22 protein-coding genes are annotated in these 20,562 nt (G+C 65.5%); 12 read left to right on the forward strand and 10 right to left on the reverse strand.

Annotation, left to right across the window (positions count from 1 at the left end; all coding sequences use genetic code 11):
• Positions 1-13 precede the first annotated feature (13 nt).
• Positions 14-889 carry a LysR family transcriptional regulator gene (locus ACFC0O_RS39265; RefSeq protein ID WP_375967197.1) on the reverse strand — a complete coding sequence of 292 codons (876 nt, stop codon included), beginning with the start codon at positions 887-889 and terminating at the stop codon, positions 14-16.
• Between the two features lie 124 nt (positions 890-1,013).
• Between ACFC0O_RS39265 and ACFC0O_RS39270 the strand changes: the two genes are divergently transcribed.
• The 5 genes from ACFC0O_RS39270 to ACFC0O_RS39290 are packed head-to-tail and all read left to right on the forward strand — an operon-like array spanning position 1,014 to position 5,998.
• Positions 1,014-2,468, forward strand: coding sequence for a form I ribulose bisphosphate carboxylase large subunit (locus ACFC0O_RS39270; protein WP_375967199.1), 1,455 nt, complete (start codon positions 1,014-1,016; stop codon positions 2,466-2,468).
• A gap of 16 nt (positions 2,469-2,484) precedes the next feature.
• The gene (locus tag ACFC0O_RS39275; protein WP_364634461.1) at positions 2,485-2,907 is read left to right on the forward strand and encodes a ribulose bisphosphate carboxylase small subunit; all 423 of its coding nucleotides are present in this window, start codon (positions 2,485-2,487) and stop codon (positions 2,905-2,907) included.
• Between the two features lie 27 nt (positions 2,908-2,934).
• Positions 2,935-3,993, forward strand: coding sequence for an AAA family ATPase (locus ACFC0O_RS39280; RefSeq protein ID WP_364634458.1), 1,059 nt, complete (start codon positions 2,935-2,937; stop codon positions 3,991-3,993).
• Between the two features lie 16 nt (positions 3,994-4,009).
• Positions 4,010-5,083: a class 1 fructose-bisphosphatase gene (locus ACFC0O_RS39285; protein WP_375967200.1), complete on the forward strand. Its 1,074-nt coding sequence runs from the start codon at positions 4,010-4,012 to the stop codon at positions 5,081-5,083.
• Positions 5,084-5,119: 36 nt separating this feature from the next.
• Positions 5,120-5,998, forward strand: coding sequence for a phosphoribulokinase (locus tag ACFC0O_RS39290; RefSeq protein WP_364634452.1), 879 nt, complete (start codon positions 5,120-5,122; stop codon positions 5,996-5,998).
• Between the two features lie 74 nt (positions 5,999-6,072).
• On the opposite strand, the gene ACFC0O_RS39295 is transcribed toward ACFC0O_RS39290, so the two are convergent.
• Positions 6,073-6,675: an HdeD family acid-resistance protein gene (locus ACFC0O_RS39295; RefSeq protein WP_375967202.1), complete on the reverse strand. Its 603-nt coding sequence runs from the start codon at positions 6,673-6,675 to the stop codon at positions 6,073-6,075.
• 25 nt (positions 6,676-6,700) lie between these two features.
• Entirely contained in the window at positions 6,701-7,468 is a 768-nt protein-coding gene (locus ACFC0O_RS39300; RefSeq protein WP_375967203.1) for a YoaK family protein, read from the reverse strand.
• Positions 7,469-7,605: 137 nt separating this feature from the next.
• Between ACFC0O_RS39300 and ACFC0O_RS39305 the strand changes: the two genes are divergently transcribed.
• Together ACFC0O_RS39305 and ACFC0O_RS39310 are read left to right on the forward strand one after the other, a co-directional pair.
• Positions 7,606-8,772 (forward strand): thiolase family protein, encoded by a 1,167-nt coding sequence (locus tag ACFC0O_RS39305; protein ID WP_375967204.1) that lies wholly within the window; start codon positions 7,606-7,608, stop codon positions 8,770-8,772.
• Positions 8,773-9,090: 318 nt separating this feature from the next.
• Entirely contained in the window at positions 9,091-10,200 is a 1,110-nt protein-coding gene (locus tag ACFC0O_RS39310; protein WP_375967206.1) for a winged helix DNA-binding domain-containing protein, read from the forward strand.
• 60 nt (positions 10,201-10,260) lie between these two features.
• On the opposite strand, the gene ACFC0O_RS39315 is transcribed toward ACFC0O_RS39310, so the two are convergent.
• On the reverse strand, positions 10,261-10,740 hold the full coding sequence (locus ACFC0O_RS39315; RefSeq protein WP_375967208.1) for a winged helix-turn-helix transcriptional regulator: 480 nt from the start codon (positions 10,738-10,740) through the stop codon (positions 10,261-10,263).
• Between the two features lie 145 nt (positions 10,741-10,885).
• On the opposite strand from ACFC0O_RS39315, the gene ACFC0O_RS39320 reads away from it, so the two are divergent.
• Both ACFC0O_RS39320 and ACFC0O_RS39325 read left to right on the forward strand, forming a co-directional pair.
• On the forward strand, positions 10,886-12,280 hold the full coding sequence (locus tag ACFC0O_RS39320) for an MFS transporter (protein WP_375967209.1): 1,395 nt from the start codon (positions 10,886-10,888) through the stop codon (positions 12,278-12,280).
• A 119-nt stretch (positions 12,281-12,399) separates the two neighbouring features.
• Complete coding sequence (locus tag ACFC0O_RS39325) at positions 12,400-13,548, forward strand: serine hydrolase domain-containing protein (protein WP_375967211.1); 1,149 nt, start codon at positions 12,400-12,402, stop codon at positions 13,546-13,548.
• Here ACFC0O_RS39325 and ACFC0O_RS39330 read toward each other — a convergent pair.
• Complete coding sequence (locus ACFC0O_RS39330; protein WP_375967212.1) at positions 13,523-14,641, reverse strand: DUF418 domain-containing protein; 1,119 nt, start codon at positions 14,639-14,641, stop codon at positions 13,523-13,525. The two genes, ACFC0O_RS39325 and ACFC0O_RS39330, sit on opposite strands and share 26 nt — an antisense overlap.
• 115 nt (positions 14,642-14,756) lie before the next feature.
• Here ACFC0O_RS39330 and ACFC0O_RS39335 point away from each other — a divergent pair, with 115 nt between their 5' ends.
• Positions 14,757-15,206 (forward strand): SRPBCC family protein, encoded by a 450-nt coding sequence (locus tag ACFC0O_RS39335; protein WP_375967214.1) that lies wholly within the window; start codon positions 14,757-14,759, stop codon positions 15,204-15,206.
• Between the two features lie 23 nt (positions 15,207-15,229).
• Here ACFC0O_RS39335 and ACFC0O_RS39340 read toward each other — a convergent pair whose 3' ends face one another.
• From ACFC0O_RS39340 to ACFC0O_RS39355, 4 genes are all read right to left on the reverse strand, one after another.
• Positions 15,230-15,454 (reverse strand): hypothetical protein, encoded by a 225-nt coding sequence (locus ACFC0O_RS39340; RefSeq protein WP_364634424.1) that lies wholly within the window; start codon positions 15,452-15,454, stop codon positions 15,230-15,232.
• Between the two features lie 35 nt (positions 15,455-15,489).
• Entirely contained in the window at positions 15,490-16,278 is a 789-nt protein-coding gene (locus ACFC0O_RS39345; protein WP_375967216.1) for an HNH endonuclease family protein, read from the reverse strand.
• Positions 16,279-16,547: 269 nt separating this feature from the next.
• On the reverse strand, positions 16,548-17,669 hold the full coding sequence (locus ACFC0O_RS39350; protein ID WP_375967217.1) for an NAD(P)H-dependent flavin oxidoreductase: 1,122 nt from the start codon (positions 17,667-17,669) through the stop codon (positions 16,548-16,550).
• Between the two features lie 119 nt (positions 17,670-17,788).
• The gene (locus ACFC0O_RS39355) at positions 17,789-18,208 is read right to left on the reverse strand and encodes an NUDIX domain-containing protein (RefSeq protein WP_375967219.1); all 420 of its coding nucleotides are present in this window, start codon (positions 18,206-18,208) and stop codon (positions 17,789-17,791) included.
• Positions 18,209-18,248: 40 nt separating this feature from the next.
• Between ACFC0O_RS39355 and ACFC0O_RS39360 the strand changes: the two genes are divergently transcribed.
• On the forward strand, positions 18,249-18,731 hold the full coding sequence (locus ACFC0O_RS39360; RefSeq protein ID WP_375967221.1) for a hypothetical protein: 483 nt from the start codon (positions 18,249-18,251) through the stop codon (positions 18,729-18,731).
• On the opposite strand, the gene ACFC0O_RS39365 is transcribed toward ACFC0O_RS39360, so the two are convergent.
• Positions 18,719-19,276, reverse strand: a complete 558-nt coding sequence (locus tag ACFC0O_RS39365) for a TetR/AcrR family transcriptional regulator (RefSeq protein ID WP_364634410.1) — start codon at positions 19,274-19,276, stop codon at positions 18,719-18,721. The two genes, ACFC0O_RS39360 and ACFC0O_RS39365, sit on opposite strands and share 13 nt — an antisense overlap.
• Before the next feature lie 39 nt (positions 19,277-19,315).
• On the opposite strand from ACFC0O_RS39365, the gene ACFC0O_RS39370 reads away from it, so the two are divergent.
• The gene (locus tag ACFC0O_RS39370; RefSeq protein ID WP_375967223.1) at positions 19,316-20,557 is read left to right on the forward strand and encodes a KasA/KasB family beta-ketoacyl-ACP synthase; all 1,242 of its coding nucleotides are present in this window, start codon (positions 19,316-19,318) and stop codon (positions 20,555-20,557) included.
• Positions 20,558-20,562: the final 5 nt, after the last annotated feature.

Consider the following 20,562-nt stretch of genomic DNA (forward strand, 5'->3'; position numbering starts at 1 on the left):
TACGCGGCCCGGATCAGGCGGCGCGGAATGCTTTCTCGCCAACCCGTTCCGGATCGGTGATGTGGGACAGGAACAGGCGGGCGGCCGGGGTCGGTGTGCGGGTGGTGACGGCGTGCCAGGGACGGGTGAGTGGTGTGCCTTCGATCGGCAGCACTTCCAGATGGCGGTCCGCGAGATCGTTCTCGATGGCGTCGCTGTGGATCAGCGTGATGCCCAGACCTTCCCGCGCGGCCGCCAGCGCCGCGCCGTGGGTGCCGAGAGTCAGTGTCGGAGGGCGTATTTGGAGTCTGTCGAAGAGCGCGAGCGTGGTGTCGCGGGTACCCGAGCCCGCACCGCGCAGTAGCCAGGTCGCCTCGGCGGGATCCGGCCAGCGGCCCGGCGCGCCCACCACGACCAGCTCGCAGGGTCTTCGGGCGCGGGTGACCAGCCCGGCCTCACGCGGCGGACGCCCGGCGACCACGAGATCGGTTTCGTGGTGGGTCAATTCGACGAACAGCACGTCGCGGGGCTGAATCGACAGTCCCAGCTCGATATCGGGGTACCGGTTCCGGAACGAGGCCAGCAGCCGCAGCAGCACGTACTCACCGGCCGTGGCCACCACCCCGATGCGCAGCCGCCCGGTCTCGGCCTCGCGCACCGCCGCATGCGCCTCCTTCATGAGTCCGAGGATGCTGCGGCAATAGTCGGCGTACACCCGCCCGGCTTCGGTGAGCGCGATACCGCGGCCGGATTTCGCAATCAGTTTGGCGCCCAACTGTTTCTCGATGTGCGCAACCGCCGCCGACGCGGCGGCTTCGGTGATGTGCAACTGCGCGGCGGCCCGCCGGATACTGCTGTGCCGGGCCACGGCGAGAAACGTTTCCATGCGGACAGCGCTCACCGTACCCATCGTCAAACGGTAGCAAACACGACAAAATGGTTGAGGGAGACGAGAAACAATCGAATTGTTTGTCGATAACACTGCCGTCATCCTGGGAATCGCAAGTCGCCCAACCCCCTTCGCAGGAGGAATGATGGCCGTAACCGATGATCAGGATGGCACCCGCGGCCGGTGGGATCCGGGCGTACAGTCCTACGCGTCGATGGGATACTACAACCCCGACTATGAGCCCAAGGACACCGATGTCCTGGCCGTCTTCCGGGTCACCCCGCAGAAGGGCGTCGACCCGATCGAAGCCTCGGCCGCCGTCGCGGGCGAATCCTCCACCGCCACATGGACTGTCGTGTGGACCGACCGCCTCACCGCGCACAGCCGCTATCAGGCCAAGTGCTACCGCGTCGACGAGGTACCGGGCCGCCCGGGCGAGTACTTCGCCTATGTGGCATACGATCTCGACCTCTTCGAAGAGGGTTCGATCACCAATCTGACCTCCTCGGTCATCGGCAATGTATTCGGTTTCAAACCGCTGGCGGCATTGCGCCTGGAGGACATGCGAATTCCCGTTGCATACGTGAAGACCTTTCAGGGTCCGCCGCACGGAATCGTTATGGAACGGGAATACCTGAATAAGTACGGCCGCCCGCTGCTGGGCGCGACGGTGAAACCGAAACTCGGTCTCTCGGCCCGCAACTACGGCCGCGTGGTCTATGAAGCCTGCAGGGGCGGACTCGATTTCACCAAGGACGACGAGAACATCAACTCGCAGCCGTTCATGCGCTGGCGCGATCGCTACCTGTACGCCATGGAGGGCGTCAATCGCGCGATCGCCGATACCGGTGAGCTCAAAGGGCATTACCTCAATGTCACCGCCGCCGATATGGAAGACATGTACGAGCGCGCGGAATTCGCCAAATCGCTCGGCAGCGTCATCATCATGATGGATCTGACGGTCGGCTACACCGCCATGCAGTCGATGTCCAAGTGGGCCAGGCGCAATGGCATGCTGCTGCACCTGCACCGCGCCGGCCACTCCACCTACACCAGGCAGAAGACGCACGGCGTGAGCTTCCGTGTACTGGCCAAGTGGTGCCGCCTGATCGGCGTGGATCACCTGCACGCGGGCACGGTCGTCGGCAAGCTGGAAGGCGATCCGCATACGGTCAAGGGCTTCTATGACACGTTGCGGGACAACCACGTTCCCGCGAATCCGGCCAATGGCATCTTCTTCGATCAGGATTGGGCGAGCCTGCCCGGCGTCATGCCGGTGGCCTCCGGCGGTATTCACGCCGGGCAGATGCATCAGCTGCTCGATCTGTTCGGCGATGACGTCTGCCTGCAATTCGGCGGCGGCACCATCGGCCATCCCATGGGCATCGCCGCGGGTGCGGAAGCCAATCGCGTCGCACTCGAGGTAATCGTCAAGGCGCGCAACGAAGGTCGCGATCTGCTCAAGGAGGGCCCGGATATCCTGCGCCGCGCCGCCGAGACCAATCACCCGCTGGAAGTCGCGCTCAAGACCTGGGGTGATGTCACCTTCGACTACACCTCCACCGACGCACCCGACGCCATTCCGACCGCTACACGCTGAAAGGCATCGAACCGCAATGCAACTGCGCCACGGCACCTTCGCGCACCTGCCGGATTTCAGCGATGAGGAAATCGCGGCCCAGGTCCGCTACGCCCTGCTCAACAATTGGCCGGTATCCATCGAATACACCGATGATCCGCACCCGCGCAATGTCTACTGGGAGATGTGGGGCCTGCCCCTGTTCGACCTGGACGAGCCCGACGGCGTGCTCGCCGAGATCAATGCCTGCCGCGCCACCTTCCCGCGGCACTACATCCGGGTCAACGCCTACGACGCCACCTACGGGCGGCAGAGCACCGCGCTGAGCTTCCTGGTGCAGCGTCCGGCCGAGGAACCGGGCTTCCGGCTGGAGCGCACCGATGCGGCCGATCGCAGTCAGCGCTACGGCTACCACGCGTACGCCCTGGATGACCGTCCCGGCCAACGTTACGGCGGCTGAACATAATTCGGATCGGGAGGACCTATCGTGAGTACAGCGCATCCCGCGGTTCCGGGCGATCGGGCACCTGCAGCCGGCCGCTCGGGCAACGGGTTCCAAATGCATCGGCCCGGGGCCACGAACCCCGCACCGCTGCGCGGATCGGCCGCCGACCCCTCGTCACCGCAGGATGCGGCGGCCGACCATCTAGCCGATGACGCGCTGCTGGACCTCTCGACCGATATCGCGGGCAAGGATGTCGAGGACACCCTGACCCGCCTGGACGCCGAGCTCATCGGATTGGCCAATGTGAAGCGCCGGGTGCGGGAGATCGCGGCACTGCTGCTCATCGACCGCGCCCGCCAGCGCTTCGGATTGCAGGCCACCCGGCCCACCATGCATATGAGCTTCACCGGAGGGCCGGGCACCGGTAAGACCACGGTCGCCCTGCGCATGGCCGAGATGCTGCATTCGCTCGGCTATATCCGTAAACCCAAGGTGCACACCGTCACCCGTGATGATCTGGTCGGCCAGTTCATCGGGCACACCGCACCCAAGACCAAGGAAGCCCTCGCCAAAGCCGCCGGGGGCGTCCTGTTCATCGATGAGGCGTACTACCTGTTCCGGCCGGAGAACGAACGCGATTACGGCCAGGAGGTGATCGAGATCCTGCTGCAGGAGATGGAGAACGAACGCACCTCGCTCGTGGTCATTTTCGCGGGCTATCCGGATCGCATGGACACCTTCTTCTCCGCCAATCCGGGCCTGTCCTCACGGGTGGCGCACCATATCGAATTCCCGGATTACACCCATGCGGAACTGCTGGCCATCGCCGAGCTCATGGTGGCCCAGGAGAACTTCCACTTCGATACCGCGGCGACGCAGGCGTTTTCGCGCTATCTGGAACTCCGCATGACCCGCCCGCGCTTCGCCAACGCCCGTAGCGTGCGCAATGCCCTGGACCGCTGCCGGCTGCGCCAGGCCAAGCGGCTCGTCGAACTGCACCGGCCGCTGAGCCGGACCGATCTGATCACGTTGACCGACAACGACGTCTACGGCAGCAGCGTGTTCGCGGACGCCACCGCACCGGAGGTGGCCACCACGTGAGGAATTGAGCAGGGGTATGCCTGAAGGTCTGAAAACCCTCACCCGCTACACCATCGAGCAGGAGCACCGGCACCCCGGATCATCGGGGGAGTTCTCGGCGCTCCTGAACGTATTGGCCACCGCCACCAAGATCATCGCGAATCAGGTGACACGGGGCGCCATCGTCGGATCGCTCGGCGCGTACGAACCGGATAACCTCCCGGTCACCGTGCATCGCAAGATGGACGCCATCGCGCACGACGTCATGGTGGCCGAAAGCCAGTGGAGCGGACCACTTTCGGCGCTGGTGTCCGAGCAGATGCGTGAATTCCACGCGGTGCCCTCGGAAGTGCGGCGCGGTAAGTACCTGCTCGCCTTCGACGCCCTCGACGGCTCCAGCAATATCGATGTGAACCTGCCCGTGGGAACGATATTCAGCGTGCTGCGCGCCCCGGAGGACGGCCGGGCGGCCATCGCCACGGACTTCCTGCAACCCGGCGTACAACAGGTGTGCGCCGGGTTCACGCTGTACGGGCCCGCCACCATGCTGGTGCTCACCACCGGCAATGGCGTGGACGGCTTCACCCTCGATCGCGAGGTGGGCGCGTTCGTGCTCACCCACCCGCGCATGCGAATCCCGGACGACACTTCGGGTTTCGCCATCAACGCCGCCAATGAGCGCTTCTGGGAGCGTCCGGTGCGCCGTTACGTCCACGAATGCCTGCAGGGCGTCGAAGGCCCGCGCGGACGGGATTTCAATATGCGCTGGGTCGCGTCGCTGGTCGCGGACACCTTCCACATCCTCACGCGCGGCGGGCTCTACATGTACCCCCGCGATACCCGCAATCCCGACCGCCCCGGCCGGGTCTCACTGCTGTACGGCGCCAGCCCGATCGCCTTCATCGTCGAACAGGCGGGCGGCGCGGCCACCACGGGACACGAGCGGATCCTGCAGGTGCAGCCCAATGAGCTGCATCAGCGGATCCCGTTCATCTTCGGCTCGCGCAACGAGGTCGAGCGCATCGAGCGCTATCACTCCGAACCCGATGAGGGGCCGAGTTTCGACGCCTCACTGTTCGGATCGCGCTCGCTCTTCCGCCCGGCTCGTTAGCGGCGAAATCAGCTGTCCGGCAATCCAGGAGGTGCCATGTCGGTCAAACATCCCGTGGTCGCGATCACCGGGTCATCCGGTGCGGGAACGACCAGCGTCACGCGGACCTTTCAGGAGATATTCCGCCGCGAGGGAATCAGCGCGGTCATCGTCGAAGGGGATTCGTTCCATCGCTTCGACCGCAATGAAATGCAGTTGGCCATGGCCGAAGCCGAGCAGAATCGCAATCTCGGATTCTCGCACTTCGGCCCGGAGGCGAACCTGCTCGGGGAATTGGAACGGCTCTTCCGCGACTACGGCGAAACCGGGGTGGGCGCGGTCCGGCGCTATCTGCACGACGAGGGCGAGGCCAAACCCTATGGGCAGCCGCCCGGTACGTTCACCCCCTGGGAGGAACTGCCGCCGGGCAGCGATCTGCTGTTCTATGAGGGCTTGCACGGAGCCGCCACCACCGAGGGCATCGATGTCGCGCAATACACCGACCTATTGGTCGGGGTGGTGCCCATCATCAATCTGGAGTGGATTCAGAAGGTGCACCGCGACAAGACCGAACGCGGTTACTCCAGTGAGGCCATCATCGATACGATCCTGCGCCGCATGCCCGATTACGTGAAACACATTTGCCCGCAGTTCTCCCGGACCTATGTGAACTTCCAGCGGGTGCCGACCGTGGACACCTCGAATCCGTTCACGACCCGCTCGATTCCGACCGCGGACGAGAGTTTCGTGGTCATTCGCTTCGCCGATCCGAAGGTGATCGATTTCCCATATCTGCTGTCCATGCTGCACGATTCGTTCATGTCGCGGCCCAACAGCATTGTGGTGCCGGGCGGGAAAATGGACCTCGCCATGCAGCTCATCTTCACCCCGCTGATCCTGCGGCTGATGGACAAACGGCCCAAACGATTGCGCTGAAAACGGCTCGGGACAAAAGAATCCGGCGGCCGCTCTCCGAGGAGAGCGACCGCCGGGAGGTGAATTCTATTGCGTCAGAGCGCCTTCGGGACGTCCTTCGCATTGCTCTTGACCGTGAAGGCGCTGAATATCTCCATGATGCCGATGAAGATCAACCACCAGCCCGCCACCAGGGTCAGGGTCAGGATCGAGGTGAACGGCACCGCGATCAGCCAGCCACCACCGATCACCAGCATGATGCCGAAGAAGATCGCCCAGCCGCGGCCCGGCATACCGTCCGCGGAGATGCCCGCGATCAGTGAGGAGACGCCGCGGAAGATCCAGCTGATGCCGATCCAGATGGCCAGCAGCAGGACCGCGGTGGCCTCGCCCTTGTCGCGCCAATTGTGGAAGCATAGGAAGCCCAGGATCAGCGAAAGAATCGCGCTGATGAAGGACAGGATTCGCATTCCGGCGCTCAGGTGCACGCCGAAGGCCGCGATGAGTTGGAAGAGCCCGGACACAATCAGATAGACGCCGAAGAGAACGCCCGCCACCAGAATGGTTTTGCCGGGCCAGGCCAGGATCAGGATCCCCAGCACCACCGAGAGGATGCCGGTGACCAGGATCGACTGCCAGGCGCTCCGGGCCAGAGCATGCACCGGCCCTTCCATAACTTCCTCTTTGCTGGTTGTCATGTTTCGGAGAATATGCCCAGGTAAGTCACTTTGCGGTTAAGTTGCCCGGTGTGGTGTCAGGTTGTGATGCGGCGCAAGCGACGTCGGTTCGGCGTTTCTCCTCGTTCCGGCAGTAGCGCACATCGGCTCGCCAGGTGTAGATCGCGACCAACATCGATCCGATGACCGCCGCATCCAGCATGTATTCACCGGACACCGGAATACTGACCAGTCCACCGATGAGCGCGCCGAGCGCGAAAGACCCGTATTGCACGGCATATCCGGCCCAGTCGCGCACCGTACCGCCACCCGCCACATGCCGCTCGATACCCTGCGCGAGTTTCACCAGCGTGCCGGTGACATAACTGACCGGAATGGATACCTCACCGTTCTTCACGAAAGAGGTGTTCAGCGCGCCCATTCCGAAGGCGACGGCCAGAATCGGCGTCAGGCCGATTCCGCGTTCGCCGAGAATGTGATCACCGACGGCCGCGACCATCAGCGCCGCGGTGGTCAGCATGGTCGCGCCGTGCGGGTGATTGCGCCACCAGTACCGGCGGCACATCGAGGCCACGAAAACACCCAGCACGAAACACCCGATGAGCAGGGCCGCACCCGCCGCGAGGGTGTGATCGCCGACGAAATTACCGATGATGGCGCGTTCGGTATTGCCGGTCATGAAGGTGACGAAATAGCCCGCGGAGTGGGCGTAGGCGGCCGCGCCGATGTATCCGGCGAGCATCGACAGGACAGAGGACAGTCGGGTCTCGAGATCCCAGAAGGGACCCGGTGAGACGCCCTGGCTGGCAGTCATGGCAACAGGCTAGCAACCAATTCTGAGGTCTTCCTGGATGTTCCGATCGGGCCGAACGCGTCGGCTCGACGGTGCGGTACAGTACTGATGTTAACCGGAATTCACATCCGGTAGGCAGGTACGAACAAGGAGAAGCCATGACTTCCGCCGTCATAGTCGACGTCGTCCGCACGCCCTCCGGAAAAGGGAAATCCGGTGGTGGACTATCGGAAGTGCATCCCGCGACCCTCTTCGCCGGGGTCCTGGAGACGCTCGTCGAGCGCACCGGAATCGATCCGGCGCTGATCGATGATGTGATCGGCGGTTGCGTCACACAATCGGGTGAGCAGGCGTTCAATATCTCCCGGACGGCGGCACTGGCGGCCGGATTCCCGGAAACTGTGCCGGCCACCACAGTCGACCGGCAGTGCGGGTCGAGCCAGCAGGCTGCGCACTTCGCGGCGCAGGGCGTGATCGCCGGGGCGTACGACATCGCCATCGCCGGTGGCGTGGAATCCATGTCGCGCGCGCCCATGTTCTCCAATGCGCAGGGGAAGGACGCCAATCGCGCACCGCTGGCACATCGGTACCCGAATGGGCTTGTGCAGCAGGGCATCGCGGCCGAGATCATCGCCGCGCGCTGGAAGTTCGATCGGGCCGCACTCGATGAATTCGCGGCACGGTCGCACCAATTGGCCGCTGTCACCGCGGCTTCCGGCGGGTTCGACAATGAGATCGTCGCCGCGGGCACGCTGACCGCCGATGAGACGATTCGGCCGACCACCTCGGTCGAGGGGCTGTCCGGGCTGAAGCCCGCGTTCACCGACGCCGAGTTCAAGGCTCGCTTTCCGGAGATCGACTGGTCGATCACCCCGGGCAATTCGTCACCGCTCACCGACGGCTCGTCCGCCGCACTGATCATGAGCGAGGAGAAGGCGAATCAGCTCGGCCTGAAGGCACGGGCGCGGTTCCACTCGTTCGCGGTGGTCGGCGATGATCCGCTGCTCATGCTGACCGCGGTCATTCCGGCCACCCGCAAGGTGCTCGCGCGAGCGGGATTGAGCATCAACGATATCGACGCCTACGAGGTCAATGAGGCGTTCGCGCCGGTGCCGCTGGTGTGGGCGCATGAGCTCGGCGCGGATCCAGCCAAGTTGAACCCGCGCGGCGGTGCGATCGCGCTCGGGCATCCGCTCGGCGCGTCCGGGGTGCGCATTCTGGCGACGATGCTCAACCATCTGGAGCAGACCGGCGGGCGCTATGGCCTGATGACCATGTGCGAGGCGGGCGGGCTGGCCAACGCCACGATTATCGAACGCCTCTGATCCGGCGCGGGGAAACCCGCACTCGCGCAGCCTGATTCGAATCGAGGGCTGAGCGCGCCCGCCGGGGCAGCCGAATTCCACGGGCGACCCGGCGGGCTCAGCACCGCCCTCGTTCTGGGCATCGCGCCGAGTTACCAGCAGTTCACGACTACCGCGGTGTGGGGCCCGCGGTTCGCGTGCCAGCCGGGCGAGAGATTGTTGGGACACGGTCCGGCGGAGATGGGGAAGCGTGAGTGCGCGCGGTACCGCCGTTCACGAGAATGTCGGCGCGGGGTCGTACGGTGATCTCGGCTTCGGTGTCGTCGAGAGGTGGGTGCGGTGCGGGTTTCCTGGGATCAGGTGTTCGCGTGGCGTATGAGTCGGCAGTTCATCGACGCGCGCGATGGGGCAGATGCCGTTACGGTGGTGGGCCGATTGGCCGGGGTACAGGCGCAGGTGACTTCGGCGGCCGAAACCGCCGTGGCGCTCCGGACCGCGAAGGGTAAGCCCGGCGCGGTGGTCAAGGCGCTGGGGGATGGGAAACTGGTCAAGACCTGGGCCATGCGCGGCACCCTGCACGCGCTCACCCCTGATATCGCGGCCGGGGCGCTATCGCTCATGGGTTCGGCCCGCACCTGGGAAAAGCCTTCCTGGACAAAGGTTTACGGTGCGACCCCACAGGATGTCGCGGCACTGGTCGACGCGGTGGGGGAGATCCTCGACGGAGCGATCCTGTCGCGCGATGAGTTGGTGTCCGCGATCGTCGCCGAACCCCGGTTCCACCCGCTCGGCGAGCAATTGCGCTCCGGCTGGGGCTCGGTGCTCAAACCGCTGGCCTGGCAGGGCGCGCTGTGCCACGGTCCCGCCGACGGCAATTCGATCACCTTCGCCAGCCCCGCGCATCTGATTCCCGGCTGGAAGGGGATTCCGGATCCCGATGCCGCCGCACCCGAGGTCATCGCGGCGTATCTCGGGGCATACGGTCCCGCCGCACCGGAAACCTTCGACGCCTGGCTCTCGCGCGGCAATATCAAGAAGCCTGTGCTGCGCCGCTGGTTCGCCGAAATGGGCGACCGGATCACCGAAATCGAGGTCGAGGGGCGCAAGGGATACATCCTCACCGAACACGCCGAAGCTCTGGCCACCACCGAATCCGCACACTCCGTGCGGCTGCTGGGCGCGTTCGATCAATACGTTCTCGGCCCCGGAACCGCCGATACCGCACTGCTTTCCGCCGAACATCGCGCCAAGGTGAGCCGCACCGCGGGGTGGATCTCCCCGCTGGTCCTGATCGACGGCCGCATCGCCGGAACCTGGGAGATCTCGGGCACCGACCTCATCGTCTCGATGTTCGACGACGCCCCAGCGCCCGTGTCGGAACTATCCGCCGAGGCCGAGGGCATCGCCCGCGCCCTGGGTGTCGCGGACCTCGCCATCTCGGTGAAGTAAGTCCGGCGGTACCGTCCTTCGCGCTCCGCCGCCTCCGACGATCGGTTCGCCGGGCGATGCTCACCGCCCCGTAGTCGGCAGGAGGTCCGGGGTTCGCGCGCCGGGGCCGAGCTGTAGTCGCAGGTCGCGGCGCTGTACGTGCTCGCCGCAGGATGAGCAGACCGGTTCGACGGTCATGGTGTGGCCGCAGCCCCTGTGCACGGTCTCGATCGGCGGGCCGTCCGGGGCTGCGAAGGTGTCGCCCCACTGGCGCATGGCGGCGATGACCGTCCAGAGCGCGCGGCCCTTCTCGGTGAGCCGGTAGTCGTAGCGCGGCGGGTTCTCCTGGTACGGCTCGCGCGTGATGATGTCTTGCGCCACAAGGTATTCCAGGCGCTGGGTGAGGACATTGCGGGCGATTCCCAGGCGTGAGCGGAAGTCGTCGAACCGGGTGACGCCGAAGAGCGCGTCGCGGACGATCAGCAGTGTCCACCATTCGCCGACGGCTTCCAGGCACTGGGCGATGGAGCAGTTCATGTCCTCGAAGCTGGTTCGGCGCATACCTCCACCATAGTCGGTTGCTTGAAAGAACTCACCCGGCTATGGTGCGTTTCATGATGCAACTCACTGGCCCTCCCGGCCGCAGCCGTGGCGAATCCAGCCACGGTCAGGACACCGGAACCCGGCGACCGACAGGGGAACGAGCGTGAATACCGCTGTAGCCGAACAGGACCGCAAGACCGTCGATTCGCGGCTGGTGCTGGGCATCGTCGCGATCGGCGTACTGCTGTCCAGCCTGGATCTGTTCATCGTGAACGTGGCGCTGCCCGAGATCGCCGCGGACTTCAGTGGCTCGCATATCTCCGGACTGTCCTGGGTGCTGAACGCCTACGCCATCGTGTTCGCGGCGCTGCTGGTGCCCGCCGGGCGATTGGGTGATCGCGGCGGGAACCGCACCACCTTCCTGGTCGGGCTCGGTCTGTTCATTCTCGGTTCGGCGCTGTGCGCGGTGGCCTGGAATACCGGCGCGCTGGTGGGTTTCCGGGTGGTGCAGGCCATCGGCGGCGCGATGCTCACCCCGGCCTCGCTCGGGCTGGTACTGGCGGCGACTCCGCCGGAGCGCCGCGCCATGGCGGTGCGACTGTGGGTCGCGTTCGGCGGTCTCGGCGCGGCGCTGGGTCCGGTATTGGGCGGGTTGCTCGTCGAAATCGATTGGCGCTGGGTGTTTCTGGTGAATGTGCCGATCGGGCTCGCGGCGCTGGTCGTCGGCTGGCGGCTGCTGCCGAATCCGGCCGGTGACGGCGGTGCGCTGCCCGACGGGTTCGGCGCGCTCATGCTGGTCGCCTCGGTGGCGGCGCTGATCCTGGCGCTGGTGAAGGGCGAGGATTGGGGCTGGGGTTCGGCCGGGGTGATCGGGGGACTGGTCGCGGCGTTCGTTTTCGGGCTCGCTTTCGTGCTGTCGTCGCGGCGGCATCACAGTCCGGTGGTGGATCCCGCACTGCTGCGGCTGCCGAATTTCGCTCTCATGGTGGGCAATTCGATGCTGTTCAATATCGCCTTCGCGGGCATGCTGCTCTCGGTGGTGCTGTGGGCGCAGAACGTGTGGGGGTGGTCGGCGCTCCAGACCGGTCTTGCCATCGCACCCGGGCCGCTGGTGGTGCCGATCGTGGCGGTGCTGGCCGGAAAGGTCATCGCCAAGCTCGGCGCGGGGCCGGTGATCCTGCTCGGCGGCGTGCTGTTCGCGGCCGGAATCCTATGGTGGACAGTGTCTGTCACGCTGACGCCGAACTTCGCGGGCGGTCTGCTCGGGGGCATGCTGCTGACCGGACTCGGCGTCGGTCTCACCCTGCCGACCAGCTTCGCCACCGGCACCGCCGGGTTGCCGCCGCAGCGATTCGCCACCGGCTCAGCGGTATTGAGCATGGCGCGTCAGCTGGGATTGGCCATCGGGGTGGCGATTCTGGTCGCGGTGCTCGGCACCCCGGCCGGACCGGACGCGACGCTGGAGGCGTTCCAGCGCGGCTGGTACGTCATCGCCGGTGCTGCTGTCGCTGCCGGAATCGTCGGTCTGGCCGCACGACTGCCGCGGCCGGCCGCCTGATTCGCATCGGCGGCACCCGCGCATCCGACCGGAGGCGGGTGTCGCCCCGGTACATCTCAGGGCCGGACTCAGGGGTTGTCCCGATGGTCCGGGCGCAACCCGGCCCCTACGGTCGAACTATGCGAATCATGCCGATCGTGACCGCTTTCGGACTCCTTGCGGTGGCGGGCTGCAGCAGCGTCAGCGGCGATAACTCACCCAAGGTCGTCACGACGACACCGATCGAGGTGTCGCCGAGTCGAGTCGACCAGGTGCGCAAGGATATCGACGCGATAGTGCACGGGGGCGTGCCCGGTGTGATCGCCACGCTCACCGAGGGCGGGCAGACGGTGACGCTCACCTCGGGCGTCGCCGATCGGGCCACCGGCGCGCCGATTCCCATGACTCCGCCGCAGCAGACCCGGGTCGGCAGCATCTCCAAAACGTTTGTGGCGGCGATCATCATGCAGCTGGTCGGTGAGGGCAAGGTTCGGCTCGATGAACCCATCGATACCTACCTGCCCGGACTGCTCACCGGGCAGGGCGTGGACGGTCGCACCATCACCGTCCGCCAAATGCTCCAGCATCGCAGTGGATTGCCGGAGCTGACCGATGACCCGCGGATCGACGAATACCGCGCCGCCCTGGAAGGGCGCATCTATACGCCCGCGGAAGAAATCGCGATCGCCCTGCGCATGCCCGCGCAATTCGCACCGGGCACGCAGTACAAGTACACCAACACCAATTACATCGTCGCCGGGATGCTCGTCGAAAAGGTCACCGGCAGGGCATATTCCGAGGAGCTGGCCGGACGCATCACCGGTCCGAACCAGCTCGCCGACACCTACCTCCCGCCCACCGGCGAACTCGATATCCGCGGCCCGCATCCGCACGGGTACGCCATGATCGACGGCGTCCTGACCGATGCGTCCCGTTCCGAACCTTCGGTGCCGTGGGTGGCGGGTGCGCTGGTGTCGACCGGAGCGGATCTCAATCGCTTCTACCTGGCGCTGCTCGCGGGTCGTATCGTGGCCGCCCCCGAGCTCAATCAAATGCTGACCAGTGATTCCCCCATGCCCGAGGACGGCAACATGCGCTACGCCCTGGGCATCGGGCACACCCAACTACCGTGCGGCGCTGAATACTTCGGCCATACCGGTGGCATAGCCGGATACATCACCATTACCGGCGGCACCAAGGAAGGCCGAGCCTTCACCATCGCCATGACCGCCGCTCCCGACCAGAAGCCCGATGTCACCGCCCTCATCTCCCATGCTCTCTGTCCGTGACCGGCGTCGGGCCATAGGTGGCTTTGCGTAGTAGCCATTCGAGCGGGCCGTATCTGTGATGGCGCACCCAGATTCGAGCCGCGGCGAGCTGGGTGAGGTAGATGGCAACGGCTATGGCCAGAACCGTCCAATCGGAAAGCTTGCCCGCCAGGGCCAGGCCGTAGCCGGTGAAGATGATCGAGGTGATGATCGACTGGCTGATGTAGGTGGTGGCGGCGATCTTGCCCGCGGGAGCGAAGATATCGGCCACCCGCGGGCGAGCGTGCAGGATGCGCAGCAGCGTCGCCGCGTACGCGGCCGATAGCAGTGGGTCGGCGACCGTGACCGGACCCGCCAGCGGCGGCCAGTGGGTGAGTGCCGCGACGATCGAGACCGGAAGTCCCACACCGAAACCGATCCATTGAATCCGGGGAAGGTAGGGGAGGTAGCGGTCGGGTTCTTCCAGGACTCTGGCCTTTCCCGCGGCGAGGCCGACCAGGAACAGGGGCAGAATGTTGATCAGTCCGTAGACGACGAAGAGCGGCAGGTTGCCGCTGAACTCCTCCCAGCGCAGGCGGGCGGCAGCGCCCCAGCCCGCCCGCATGATCCCCAGCAGCCGATCATGTTCGGCGGCATCGGTTTCGGAAGAGCCGCCGGAGGCGAGCAGGCCAAGGACCGTCATCACGATGACGCAGACGGCGAATATCGCGCCCGCGACCTGCAACGCTCTGCGCGGTCGCAATCCGCTGAGCAGCAACAGCACCAGGCCGATCGCGCCGTATCCGAACAGTACGTCCCCGGTGAAGAAGAACACCGCGTGCAGTGCGCCGATGACCATCAGGGCCAGGCAGCGCCGCACCGTGCGAGCCCGCGCGCTGACGCCCGCCCGTGCGGCGGACCGGAATTGCATGGTCAGCGAGTAGCCGAACAGGAAGGAGAACAGGACGTAGAACTTGTTGTGGAAGAACGCTTCCAGCACCGTGATCGCGGAGCCGTCGCCGAAGCCGCCCGGATCGGACATCACCGTGATGTTCACCAAAAGGATTCCGCCGAGCGCGAATCCGCGCAGCGCGTCCAACTCGATCAGGCGCGGGACCGCCGGCCGTTCCGTCATCGCTCGACCCTAGAGTCGCCCGCGCGCCGCCGAATCGCCTCAGAGAATGACCCGCGCCTACCTCTACGGGGGTACTCACCCCGAGTACTGGAACGCGTTTCAGTATGGTTCCCCCATGACCCTTGTCATCGACAACAGCGTGGAGATCGACGCACCCGCCGAACTGGTGTGGCAGGTGCTCACCGATGTGGCCAAATACGGCGAGTGGAACCCCTTCGTCCCCTCCTGCCAGACCACCCTCGAACCCGGCACCCCGATCGATATGCAGGTGCGGCTACTCGGCTCGAAACCCCGCCAGCAGCGCGAATACATCCGAACCCATACCCCGGGCAAGGAATTCAGTTACAACATGAAACCGGTCCCGGGCCTGTTGAACAGCCTGCGGCAGCACAATGTCATTCCGCTCGAGGACGGCCGCACGCGGTACACCTCGCATTTCGAGTTGAATGGCCCGCTGAGCATTCTGGTGAGCGCGGTGCTGGGCGGCGCAATGCGCAAGGGCTTCGGCGGCATGACCGATGGGCTCAAGCAGCGCGCCGAGGCACTGGCGTCCGTCCAGGGCTGATTCGCGAAAGGAGCGGGCGGCCGTCAGGCTTCGAAGGGAATGACGTTTCCGAAGGAGTCGCGGCCGTCGGCTTCCTGTTCGATCGCGCCCGCCAAATCCTCTACCGCGGACCAGGATCGGGGTGGGGTGTCCTCGAGGTTGCCGATGGTGTACCAGGTGGCGGTGCCGCGGTACCGGACCAGACCTTTACCCGAATAGTCCAGCGTGACATCGAGATCCCCGGAAACCGTGCCCTCTTCCTGGGTCATGACGGCTGCCTCGGTGCGAATTTCGACGATGTCGACTATTTGAACTCTCCTCTGTCGATGCAGTCCTTGACCGCGGTCTGAATCGCGGCTTGCTCCTTGGAATCGACGTTCAGGTCGTACTTTATCTTGACCTGGATATAGCGGGCGATATAGCCACACCGGAAATTGCCGGGCGGGATATAGGTCGACGGGTCCTGGTCGCCCTTGGAACGGTTGGCCGTCGGGTCCGAGGGCGCGAGGTTCAGCGCGTCATTGGCGACGGCGCGGCGATGATCGTCATCCCACTTGGCCGCGCCCGAACGCCACGCTTCGGCCAGGGCGACAATGTGATCGATGTCGACGCCCGCCGAATCGGTGATGAATTTGTACGGCTTGAGGCCGTTGGTCTTCTTGTCCGGCACACCGTACTGATCCCGCCAGCCCGAATCCTTGCCGATGGTGAACTTGCACGTCGCGGGATCCAGGGTGACCGTGCCGACCGCATCGCGCAGCAGCATGACCTCGCGGGTGGTGCAGCGGCTGTACTTGGCGAACGCGTCACCGAAACCGTGTTCGGGCTTCTCGGTATCCCAGTGCGGGAACCGATCCCGCTCGTATCCGGTCATCGGCAACTCATTGGACACCTTCAATTTCGGTAGCAGGCCGTTGATTTCGGCCGCCGATGCCACCGGCCCGCCGCGCGGCGGCGCGGGCGGGGTGGAGGTGGTGGAGCTCTTCGAACCGCCCATATTCTCGAGCAGCGCGGCGGCGATGATGAGCACGAGGACGATGCCGACGGACACGACGGTCCCGAGGATTCGGCGCGAAGGCTTCTTTTTCAGCATGATTCGAACACCGTCGCAATCCTGGACCCGAAACAGCAAGTCGCACCGGCGGTTCGGAGACGCGTGTCACATCGCTGCGTGAGCAGCGGTTGTCGGCGAACGCGGCGCTACCTACATAGTGGGGTAGACGGGGGTCGAGAACAACGCGGTTGCAGCGGGTTTCGGGCGACACGCCGGGGCGACTCGCGGAAGCGCTGTCGCGCGGCACTTCTCACGCGCATGAAAAAGCCGCGCCGACACCAAGGTCGACGCGGCGAATTCGGGTGTCGCTAGGCGTTGTTGAGCTTGTTCAGGCGCTCACACGCCTCCAGGTACTCCTGGATGAGGCGCTGCACCACATCGGTGGAACGCTCGATCTTGTTGAGCTGACCGACAACCTGGCCCACCGGGTTGAAGTTCACGTCCTTGGCGGCCTCGGGATAGCGGTGCCCGCGCTTGACGCCGTCGAGCGCGACCATCATCTGCAGTGGCATGCCCAGCGGGTTCGGGGTGTCCTCGCGATCCCACGCCTCGGTCCAGTCGTTCTTGAGCATGCGGCACGGCTTACCGGTCCAGGACCGCGAGCGCACGGTGTCCGAGCTGGTGGCGTCGACGTAGGTCTGCATCTGCGCGGGCGGCACATTGGCCTCCTCCACGGTCAGCCACAGCGAACCGGTCCACGCGCCCTGCGCGCCCATGGCCAGTGCGGCCGCGACCTGACGGCCGTTGCCGATACCGCCGGCGGCGAGCGCGGGCATATCGCCGATCGCATCGACGACCTGCGGCCACAGCACCATCGAGGCGATCTCGCCGCAGTGGCCGCCGCCCTCGGTGCCCTGCATGACGACGAAGTCGAGTCCGGCGTTCTTGTGGTTGAGCGCGTGCTTGACCGAACCGCACAGCGCGCCGATGAGGCGGCCGGAGTCCTGGATCGTCTTGATCACGTCATCGGGCGGGGTGCCCAGCGCGTTGGCGACCAGCTTGGCCTTGGGATGCTTGAGGATGACCTCGATCTGCGGGGCGACGGTGGTGGCGGTCCAGCCCAGCAGCTGATTGTGCCGCTCGTCCTCGGGCAGGTGCGGGACGCCGTGATCCTCGAGGATCTTCTCGGCGAAATCGCGGTGGCCCTGCGGAACCAGCTTGGCCAGTTGGGCTTCCAGCTCCTCCGGGCTCAGGCCCTCGACGCCCTTGCCCTCGTACTTGGAGGGGATGACCAGGTCGACGCCGTACACGCCGGTGACATGCTCATCGAGCCAGGCCAGTTCGACCTCGAGCTGTTCAGCGGTGAAGCCGACCGCGCCGAGCACGCCCAGGCCGCCCGCATTGCTGACCGCGGCGGCCACATCGCGGCAGTGGGTGAACGCGAAGATGGGGACATCGATGCCCAGGCGGTCGCAGATCTCGGTACGCATGTGGTGGGGGCTCCTCTAACTTCCCGGCACTGGAATGTTCTGCCCATCACACTAGAACATGTTCTACATTGAGACCAGTCTCCGGACGACCAACCACTGCGACATGTCAAGAACATGTTCTAGTTAGTGGAATCGGGATGTGCGGCGAGCAGGCCATCGGCCAGCAGATCGTCGAATAACAACTGGTCGACCGGCGGAACATGCGGGCGATCGGCATAGGTGAACCAGGCCGTCTCCTCTATCTCGCTGCTGACGGCGAGCGTACCGGTGTAGTCGGCGGTGTAGCAGGCCATTCGCACGATGGCATCGGGAATCTCCGCCTCGTAAGTGCCAACGTGCACAACGGATTCCGGCAGCAGTGCGACCGTCAGCTCCTCCTCGATCTCGCGCAGCAGGGTCTGCGGATCGGTCTCCGCGCCTTCCCGCTTGCCACCCGGGATATAGAAGACGTCCTTACCCTTGGGCCGCGCGCAGAGGATCCGCCCATTCTCGATCCGCACCCACGCCACCGTGTCGATCAATCGCTGTTCCATCGGCATACCCGCAGCCTAGGGGACGCGCCGGAACTAAAATCGGAGCATGAGGCGGGGTGTGGCCGTCGCCGTCGCGATCATCGCGATGGGCGCGGGAATGGTTGGCTGCCAATCGAATGGGGCGTCACCAACGAGTACGACGGCAACCTCCGGTGTCGACCTGCCCGCGGATACGACACCCGCGGCGGCCGTCTGGGCCGTGCCGAGAGCGTTTCTGGGGGAATGGACCGGGGTGGTGACGGGAGCCGGGAGTTTCGATCTGGTCTTCACCATCCGATCGGGCAAGGGCGGCGAAGAGGTCGTGAACGCCGTCGCCACCGAACAGGGATCGGGGAATCGATGCGAGAGCATCGGGCGGATGATCTACGGCACTCAGAACGAGTTGACCTTCGCGTTTCGGCTCGTCGATGGGAGCGACTGCACCGATAACGGGAAGCTGGCAACACTCGGTGTGCACGCGGATCGATCCGCCGGTTACAGCAGTGAGCGGCCGGGCGGGACGCTGACGGGGACGCTTCAGAGAGCCTGATTCACAAGCCGATTCACCGACCGGGCGATGCGATCGGTATCGCCGGTGATCCACCAGTCGGTGATGATGCCGCGCATGCCGGAGATCAACAGGGTCGCCGCGGCTTCCGGGTCGTCGATGGCAGGGTCGATGCGAATGAGGGTGTCCGTCATGGCGGACACCAGGACGCGGACCGCGTCGGTGGCGTAGTCGGTGAACGGGCTACCGGGGACGGTGGCCGCGCCGAGCACCTGGAGCAGGACGCTCATGCTGATCGATCCGGGGCAGGTCGTGCTCATCGTGAACGACTGGGCCATACGGGATTTGAGGACTTCCGGATCATCGATGCCCGAGAAGAGGGCCGGAATGTCGGGACGCTGGGTTTCCAATGCGGCGATCAACATCTGCTCTTTGGTGCCGAAATAGTGGATGAGCATGCGGGAGCTGGTGCCCAGATACTCCGCGAGGGGGCGCAGGGAGAGTTCGGCCAGGCCGCGTTCGGCGATGTAGGCGATGACACCGGCGAGGAGTTCGGCGCGACGAGCGTGGTCGAGGGGGCGGGGCACGGGTTGACTGTAGCGGACGGTACAGGTATCCATGTCGGCATGGGTGTAGCAACTGGTACAGAAACTCGCAATGTCGTGGTTACCGCGATGGCGGCCACCACCTGCCTCGGGCCGGATCTGGATACGACCTGGCGGCGACTACTGGCGGGGGAGAGCGGAATCGCCACGCTCACAGACGATTTCGTAGCCGAGAATCAACTGCCGGTGCGGATCGGCGGACGGCTGACCAATCAGCCAGGGGAACAGCTGACCCGAATCGAGCAGCGCAGGATGTCGTTCGTCCAGCAGCTCGCGCTGGTACTGAGCCGACAGGTCTGGCAGGAGGCCGGAACGCCCGAGATCGATCCCGAACGACTCGCGGTCGCGGTGGGAACCGGGCTCGGCGGCGGCGAATCGCTGGTGCACGCGGTCGACGCCATGCGCGCCGGGGGCTATCGCAAGGTGCCGCCCATGACGGTGCCCATGGTGATGCCGAATGGATCGGCCGCCACCGTCGGCTTGGAGATCGGCGCGAAAGGCGGTGTGTACGCGCCGGTTTCGGCATGCGCGTCGGGGGCGGAAGCCATCGCGCACGGTTGGCGGCTGATCGCCACCGGTGAGGCCGATGTGGTGGTCGCGGGCGGCGTGGAAGGGCATATCGACGCGGTGCCGATCGCCAGCTTCGCCATGATGCGGGCCATGAGCACCCGCAATGACGAACCCGCGCGCGCCTCACGGCCTTTCGACAAGGATCGCGACGGGTTCGTCTTCGGCGAAGGCGGGGCGATGGTGGTGCTGGAATCCGAGGCGCACGCACGCGCGCGGGGTGCGCGGATACTCGGGCGCGTGCTCGGGGCGGGCATCACCTCGGACGGGTATCACATCACCGGCACCGCGCCCGATGGCGATGGGGCCGCGCGGGCCATGCGCAAGGCGATCGGCACCGCGGGATTGTCGGCGGCCGATATCCGGCATATCAACGCACATGCCACCTCGACCCCGGTCGGGGATGCCTCCGAGGCCAATGCCATCACGGCGGTCGCGCCGAATGCCTCGGTGTACGCGCCGAAGTCGGCGCTCGGACATTCCATCGGCGCGGTCGGCGCGCTGGAGGCGATTCTCACGCTGCGCACGCTGGAAGAGCAGATCGTGCCTCCCACACTGAATTTCGAGCAGGGCGATGCGGAAACCCCGCTCGATATCGTCGCCGGTGCGCCGCGTGCGCAGAGTTTCGATTACGCGCTCAGCAATTCATTCGGATTCGGCGGCCACAATGTCACCCTCGCGCTGGGGCGCGCCTGATTCAC

The organism is Nocardia sp. NPDC056100 (assembly GCF_042266325.1).
Classification (GTDB): Bacteria; Actinomycetota; Actinomycetes; order Mycobacteriales; family Mycobacteriaceae; genus Nocardia.

Coding starts and splice junctions, on each gene's coding strand:
- ACFC0O_RS39285 (WP_375967200.1), top strand. CDS start 4,010: ATGCCTGAAGGTCTGAAAACCCTCACCCGCTACACCATCGAGCAGGAG.
- ACFC0O_RS39295 (WP_375967202.1), bottom strand. CDS start 6,675: ATGACAACCAGCAAAGAGGAAGTTATGGAAGGGCCGGTGCATGCTCTG.
- ACFC0O_RS39275 (WP_364634461.1), top strand. CDS start 2,485: ATGCAACTGCGCCACGGCACCTTCGCGCACCTGCCGGATTTCAGCGAT.
- ACFC0O_RS39325 (WP_375967211.1), top strand. CDS start 12,400: ATGCGAATCATGCCGATCGTGACCGCTTTCGGACTCCTTGCGGTGGCG.
- ACFC0O_RS39340 (WP_364634424.1), bottom strand. CDS start 15,454: ATGACCCAGGAAGAGGGCACGGTTTCCGGGGATCTCGATGTCACGCTG.
- ACFC0O_RS39355 (WP_375967219.1), bottom strand. CDS start 18,208: ATGCCGATGGAACAGCGATTGATCGACACGGTGGCGTGGGTGCGGATC.
- ACFC0O_RS39330 (WP_375967212.1), bottom strand. CDS start 14,641: ATGACGGAACGGCCGGCGGTCCCGCGCCTGATCGAGTTGGACGCGCTG.
- ACFC0O_RS39335 (WP_375967214.1), top strand. CDS start 14,757: ATGACCCTTGTCATCGACAACAGCGTGGAGATCGACGCACCCGCCGAA.
- ACFC0O_RS39345 (WP_375967216.1), bottom strand. CDS start 16,278: ATGCTGAAAAAGAAGCCTTCGCGCCGAATCCTCGGGACCGTCGTGTCC.
- ACFC0O_RS39350 (WP_375967217.1), bottom strand. CDS start 17,669: ATGCGTACCGAGATCTGCGACCGCCTGGGCATCGATGTCCCCATCTTC.
- ACFC0O_RS39270 (WP_375967199.1), top strand. CDS start 1,014: ATGGCCGTAACCGATGATCAGGATGGCACCCGCGGCCGGTGGGATCCG.
- ACFC0O_RS39370 (WP_375967223.1), top strand. CDS start 19,316: ATGGGTGTAGCAACTGGTACAGAAACTCGCAATGTCGTGGTTACCGCG.
- ACFC0O_RS39305 (WP_375967204.1), top strand. CDS start 7,606: ATGACTTCCGCCGTCATAGTCGACGTCGTCCGCACGCCCTCCGGAAAA.
- ACFC0O_RS39300 (WP_375967203.1), bottom strand. CDS start 7,468: ATGACTGCCAGCCAGGGCGTCTCACCGGGTCCCTTCTGGGATCTCGAG.
- ACFC0O_RS39265 (WP_375967197.1), bottom strand. CDS start 889: ATGGGTACGGTGAGCGCTGTCCGCATGGAAACGTTTCTCGCCGTGGCC.
- ACFC0O_RS39290 (WP_364634452.1), top strand. CDS start 5,120: ATGTCGGTCAAACATCCCGTGGTCGCGATCACCGGGTCATCCGGTGCG.
- ACFC0O_RS39315 (WP_375967208.1), bottom strand. CDS start 10,740: ATGCGCCGAACCAGCTTCGAGGACATGAACTGCTCCATCGCCCAGTGC.
- ACFC0O_RS39360 (WP_375967221.1), top strand. CDS start 18,249: ATGAGGCGGGGTGTGGCCGTCGCCGTCGCGATCATCGCGATGGGCGCG.